Source organism: Nocardia sp. NPDC004604 (assembly GCF_040609795.1).
Classification (GTDB): Bacteria; Actinomycetota; Actinomycetes; order Mycobacteriales; family Mycobacteriaceae; genus Nocardia.
Genome location: NZ_JBEXLC010000271.1, coordinates 1 through 5,200, shown reverse-complemented (window position 1 = coordinate 5,200; position 5,200 = coordinate 1). Strand labels below are relative to the sequence as shown.

The window sequence follows — 5,200 nt, the reverse complement described above, 5'->3', positions numbered from 1 at the left end:
TCCGACCCGGCCATCGCGGAGACGAAGGTCATCAGATCCTGGTCGGAGGCATTCGCCGCGACGCCCTGGCAGACATAGGCGCCGATGCTCAGCGCCCCGTTGGCCATGGGAGCGGCTTCCTGGGTGGGCAGCGGACGCGGCGCGGACATCGCGCCGACCGGAGAACGCAGGCCCTGGTCGACCGAAACGCCCTCCGGCTGCGGCTGCTGCACCTCGACCTGCAGGTTGAACAGGAAGCCGACCGACTCCTCCTTCAAGCCATCGAGCATCGCGGCGAACATGTCGAAGCCCTCGCGCTGGTACTCGACCAGCGGATCGCGCTGCGCCATGGCACGCAGGCCGATGCCCTCCTTGAGGTAATCCATCTCGTAGAGGTGCTCGCGCCACTTGCGGTCCAGCACCGAAAGCAGCACCTGGCGTTCGAGATTGCGCATCGAACCATCGCCCGCCAGGCCGTCGATCTGCTGTTCGCGCTTGTCGTACGCGTCGTGCGCATCGTCGAGCAGCGACTCGACCAGTTCGTCCTTGGTCAGGTCGCCCGCCTCGCCCACGCCGGTCTCGCCGGTCAGATCCCGGTAATCCAGGCTCACCGGATACAGCGTCTTCAGCGCCGTCCACAGCTTGTCCAGATCCCAGTCCTCGACGTAGCCCTCGGCGGTGGCGCCGTCGGCGTAGGCGGTGATCACATCGGTGATCATCTCCTGCACCTGGCCCTCCATATCCTCACCGCGCAGGATCCGGTTGCGCTCGCCGTAGATGACGGTGCGCTGCTGGTTCATCACCTCGTCGTACTTGAGCACGTTCTTGCGGATCTCGAAGTTCTGCTGCTCGACCTGGGTCTGCGCACTCTTGATGGCCTTGGAGACCATCTTCGCCTCGATCGGCACGTCATCGGGCAGATTCAGCCGGGTCATGATGGCTTCCAGCGCGGCGCCATTGAAGCGCCGCATCAGCTCGTCACCCAGCGACAGGTAGAACCGGGACTCACCCGGGTCACCCTGACGACCGGAACGACCGCGCAGCTGGTTGTCGATGCGCCGCGACTCGTGCCGCTCGGTGCCCAGCACATACAGGCCACCGGCGTCGCGCACCGCGTCGGCGTCCTCAGCGGTCTGCTCCTTGACCCGCTCCAGCGTCGGCAGCCAGGCGGCCTGGTACTCCTCCGGCGTCTCCACCGGATCCAGCCCCTCCTTGCGCAGGATGATGTCGGTGATGATGTCCGGGTTGCCGCCGAGCACGACGTCGGTACCACGACCGGCCATATTCGTCGCCACGGTGACCGCACCCGGTCGGCCCGCCTCGGCGATGATCTCGGCTTCCTTCTCGTGGAATTTCGCGTTGAGCACGTTGTGCGCGATACCGCGCTTGGTGAACTGCTTGGACAGGTACTCCGAGCGCTCGACGCTGGTGGTACCGATCAGCACCGGCTGACCCTTTTCGTGCCGTTCGACGACATCGTCGACCACCGCCGAGAACTTGGCCTCTTCGGTCTTGTAGATCAGGTCGGACTGGTCCGCGCGGACCATCGGCCTATTGGTCGGGATCGGCACGACGCCGAGGCTGTAGATCTGGTGCAGCTCGGCGGCCTCGGTCTCGGCGGTACCGGTCATACCGGAGAGCTTGTCGTAGAGGCGGAAGTAGTTCTGCAGCGTGATCGTGGCGAGGGTCTGGTTCTCCGGCTGGATCTCGACGCCTTCCTTGGCCTCGATCGCCTGGTGCATGCCCTCGTTGTAGCGGCGCCCGACCAGGATGCGGCCGGTGAACTCGTCGACGATGATGACCTCGCCGTCGCGGACGATGTAGTCCTTGTCCCGGTTGTAGAGCTCCTTGGCCTTGACGGCATTGTTCAGATAGCTGACCAGCGGCGAGTTGGCGGCCTCATAGAGGTTGTCGATGCCGAGCTGATCCTCGACGTACTCCACGCCCGCCTCGTGCACGCCGATGGTGCGCTTCTTGATATCGACCTCGTAGTGCAGGTCCTTCTTCAGCAGCGGTGCGATGCGCGCGAATTCGGCGTACCACTTCGAGGAGGCATCGGCCGGACCCGAAATGATCAGCGGGGTGCGGGCCTCGTCGATGAGAATGGAGTCGACCTCGTCGACCACGGCGAAGTTGTGCCCGCGCTGGACCAGATCCTCGAGCGAGTGGGTCATATTGTCGCGCAGGTAGTCGAAGCCGAATTCGTTGTTCGTGCCGTAGGTGATGTCGGAGTTGTAGGAGTCGCGACGCTCGGCCGGGGTCATCCCCGACAGGATCACGCCGACACTGAGTCCGAGGAAGCGATGCACACGGCCCATCCACTCCGCGTCGCGCTTGGCCAGGTAATCGTTGACCGTGACCACGTGCACGCCGTCGCCGGAGATGGCGTTGAGATAGGCGGGCAGCACGCAGGTCAGGGTCTTACCCTCACCGGTCTTCATCTCGGAGATATTGCCGAGGTGCAGCGCCGCGCCACCCATGATCTGCACCTTGTAGTGCTTCTGGTTCAGCACGCGCCAAGACGCCTCACGGGCCACCGCGAATGCCTCGAGGAGCAGATCGTCCAGCGATTCGCCGTCCGCGTAGCGCTCCTTGAACTCATCGGTCTTGGCACGCAGCTCGTGGTCGGTGAGCACCTCGATCTCGGGCCCGAGCGCGAGGACCTCGTCCGCGAGGTGGGCGAGCCGCTTGACCGTGCGTCCCTCACCAATCCGTAGCAACCTCGTCAGTGTCAGCGCAGGCACGGGTCTCGTCAGTCCTCTGGTCGGTGTGTCAAATGTTCGGCCGTCACCCGGGTCGGGCAGTGTGCTCAGGGCCCCCGCCGAGCATGGCGGAATCCGCTGCACCGTTCATGGTAATGCGGCCACCATGCTAGTTCCGTAGCGACTGCTTGCAGGTCGCTCGAGAGAGCCAGCCGGTAACCAGCGCCCCGGCGCCGCACCCGCCGCTACCACCGGAGGCGGCAGCCGTTTCTTCTCACCGTACCTGTCCGTCGCGCGCGCGAGCAGGCGAGAAATGGCGGCTCGCGGCGTCCGATAGCGCGGACCGATGCGAACTTCGGTCGATCGGATTGGAGTCGAACCTGTTTCACTGTCGGTGTCATACGATGTAAGTCGTCCGTGGTGCCGACCGCATCGACCCCATCTACTGAGGTCGGACGGCATGCGATGACATAGGGGCAGCGCGGCTCTTGGGCATGTCCCGCGCGGTACCCCCGCTCGCTGTGGTCGAATCGAGTACCCCGGAACCGAACCGATGAACCCTCCCACGGATCTCGGGTTCGGGTAAAGGAGTGCGCGGATATCGCTGGATATGCCACAGGAGGCAGGACGGACCGTTGTGGGCGACCACAATAGCGATGCAGACGGCTCGGGTGGGAGCCACATCGGAAGGAGCACCGGGCAGCGTGATCACGAGATTGACGCCGCAGGACGCGTCGTTCTATCGGCTCGAGTCGAGTAGCAATCCGATCCACATCGGCTCTCTCGCGATCGTCCGAGGCAGCGACTCCGCGCAGGGGGAACCGGCACTGGACTACGACCGGCTGGTCGACCTGGTGGAGAGCAGGCTCTCCCTGGTCCCCCGCTACCGCAGGAAGGTGCGCGAGATCCCCTTCGCACTCGGCCGTCCGGTCTGGGTCGAGGACAGCCATTTCGATATCACCTATCACATCCGCCGCTCCGCGCTCCCCGCTCCGGGCACCGACGGTCAGCTGCACGATCTGGTGGCTCGGCTGGCGTCGCGTCCGCTGGATCAGAGCCGCCCGCTGTGGGAGATGTATCTGATCGAGGGACTCACCGAGGGCCGGTCCGCGATCTTCACCAAGACCCATTCGGCGCTGGTCGACGGGGATACCGCGCTCGAGATCGGGCACGTGATCCTCGATAACAGCCCCTCCCCGCGCGGCATCGCCGACGACTCGTGGGTCGCGCCGCGCGAGCCCAATGAGGCGGAACTGCTGGTCGGTGCTCTCACCCACCTGGCCGGGCAGCCGCGCGAGGTGCTCGAGGTCGCCCGCGACGCAAGCGCCCATGCATTCTCGGTGGTCGAGGCCGCAGGCAAGGCGGTGGACTCGGTGGTCTCGGCGGTCCGCGCGGCGGCCATCGGCGCACCGGACAGCCCGTTGAACGCCAAGACCTCGCGCAATCGCCGCTTCGATGTGGTGCGCACGGATCTGGAGGACTACCGCAAGATCCGCAAGCGCTTCAACTGCTCGATCAACGACGCGATCCTGGCCGTCGTCACCGGCGCCCTGCGCAACTGGCTGCTCTCGCGGGGTGAGGCGCTCACCGAATCGGCCGTGCTGCGCGCGGTGGTGCCGATGTCGGTTTACGTCGAGGGCATCGACGACCAGCTGAAACCGGTCAGCGAGGTGTCCTCGTTCCTGATCGATCTACCGGTGGGCGAACCGAATCCGGTGATGCGGCTCTCGCACATCTCCCATGCCACCGAGGCCAATAGCAAACATCGGCGCGGGGTTCGGGCACGCACCCTGGTGCACCTGGCCGGATTCGCTCCGGCCAGCCTGCATGCGATGAGTGTGCGGGCGGCGAGTACGTTCGCAGAGCACACGTTCAATCTGGTGATCACCAACGCACCGGGTCCGCAGACCCCGATGTATATCGGCGGCGCGCGGATGCTGGAGATGTATCCGGTGTCGCCGCTGCTGCGCAACCAGGCCTCGAGCATCGGGATCACGTCCTATGACGGACGCGTCTTCTACGGACTCAACGCCGACCGCGACGCGATGGCCGATATCGGCGTGCTGGCCGCGTCGGTGCACGAGTCCATGGAGGAGATGCTCGGTGCCTGCGTCTGATCAGAACACTCTGCGGGTCTACATACCCGCCACCGTCCCGATGCTGCGTGAGCTCGTCGCGAACCGGGAACTGCGCGCGGTCGGCGGCACCGCTTTCGCGGTCACCCCGACCCTGCGCGAGGCCTACGCCTCCGGTGACGACGACGAGTTGGCCGAGGTCGCGATGGCCGAGGCCGCGCGGGCCTCGCTGCGGCTACTGGCCGCCGAGCGCGAGGAGGCGGCCGGGGACAGCGTCGACGATGGCGATGCCGAGGACGCCGACGGTCCCGTCACCTACCACAGTCCGGTCTACCGGCGCGCGGTCATCGCCGCCGATGTGACGGGTGCGAAGCTGCGCCCCGACCTCGACGACGCGGTGGTCCGGCTGGCCGGACCGATCGGCTATGACCGGATCGCGTCGGT

3 protein-coding genes are annotated in these 5,200 nt (G+C 65.9%); 2 read left to right on the top strand and 1 reads right to left on the bottom strand.

All coding sequences use genetic code 11. The features are described 5' to 3' along the window. On the bottom strand, nucleotides 1-2,723 hold a 2,723-nt coding region (gene secA, locus ABZW16_RS42900; RefSeq protein WP_354961908.1), incomplete at its 3' end, for a preprotein translocase subunit SecA. Between the two features lie 662 nt (nucleotides 2,724-3,385). On the opposite strand from secA, the gene ABZW16_RS42895 reads away from it, so the two are divergent. Together ABZW16_RS42895 and ABZW16_RS42890 are read left to right on the top strand one after the other, a co-directional pair. Further along, entirely contained in the window at nucleotides 3,386-4,798 is a 1,413-nt protein-coding gene (locus ABZW16_RS42895) for a wax ester/triacylglycerol synthase family O-acyltransferase (protein WP_354961907.1), read from the top strand. A 10-nt stretch (nucleotides 4,799-4,808) separates the two neighbouring features. Continuing rightward, a partial coding sequence (locus tag ABZW16_RS42890; RefSeq protein WP_354961909.1) for a hypothetical protein occupies nucleotides 4,809-5,200 on the top strand: 392 nt, incomplete at its 3' end.